Annotated in this window: 1 protein-coding gene; it reads left to right on the top strand. The window is 61.2% G+C overall.

The annotated features are described in order from the left end of the window. Window positions 1-186: 186 nt before the first annotated feature. Window positions 187-696 (top strand): REP-associated tyrosine transposase, encoded by a 510-nt coding sequence (locus B7L72_RS11270; RefSeq protein ID WP_081194388.1) that lies wholly within the window; start codon window positions 187-189, stop codon window positions 694-696. The last annotated feature ends 245 nt before the right edge of the window (window positions 697-941 follow it).

Below are 941 nucleotides of genomic sequence, written 5' to 3'. Positions count from 1 at the left end.
CGCCACCGCCGCCCATGTGCCCTCATCGGCAACGCTCCCGCGTTGCTTCGCGGGTGCGCTCCGCTTACGCCGCGCTACGGGGTCATCGCCAACATCGGGCATGGGCAACCACGCCCCCGCACAAAAGATGCACTTCTTTCCCAATCACGGTACGCTTAACCTAAATCCAATGAAGGGAAGCAGCCCTTGGCCACTTACCGGCGCGCTCTCATCCCTGGCGGCACCTACTTCTTCACCGTGGTAACCTACGGCCGCCAACCGCTCCTGGCGGACCACCTCAACATCAACGCCCTGGGCCGGGCCTTCCGTCGTGTGAAAGAAGAACGCCCCTTTACCATGGACGCCTTCGTCCTGATGCCCGACCACTTACACTGCCTATGGACCCTGCCCGAAGGCGACGCTGATTACTCTTCACGCTGGCGAGATATTAAAAAATACGCCTCCCAAGACTTCACCCTCCCACTGGGCACCAAAACCGCATGGCAGCGCGGCTTCTGGGAACACGTCATCCGCAATGAGCAAGACTGGCAAAACCACATGGACTACATCCATTACAACCCCGTCAAACACGGCTGGGCCACCGCCCCCAGCGAATGGAAATGGTCCAGCTTCCACCAATGCGTCACCAAAGGCTGGTACGACCCCCAATGGGGCGCCCAAACCCCACCCGACATCGCCCAAATGAACTGGGAATGAACACTCCCGCGCCCTAATCGGCATCCCTAACGGGATGCTTCGCGGGTGCGCTCCGCTTACACCGCGCTACGGGAACATCGCCCATATTGGGCGTGGGGAATGGGCACGGGCACCATCGTAGCGCGGCGTAACGAATGAGCGAGAGCAACGAGCGAAGGAGGCACCCGCGGGGGCGGCGCTAGCCGCCTGATCAAGCCACCGCAAATCATTACACCACCGTGCCACCATCGGCACTCCTAACGGAG

Origin of the sequence: Halomonas sp. BC1, assembly GCF_002078135.1 — a bacterium.
In the GTDB taxonomy this organism is placed as follows: Bacteria; Pseudomonadota; Gammaproteobacteria; order Pseudomonadales; family Halomonadaceae; genus Vreelandella; species Vreelandella stevensii.
The sequence above is the reverse complement of the archived record's forward strand: the minus strand, read 5'-3'. Positions and strand labels throughout refer to the sequence as shown.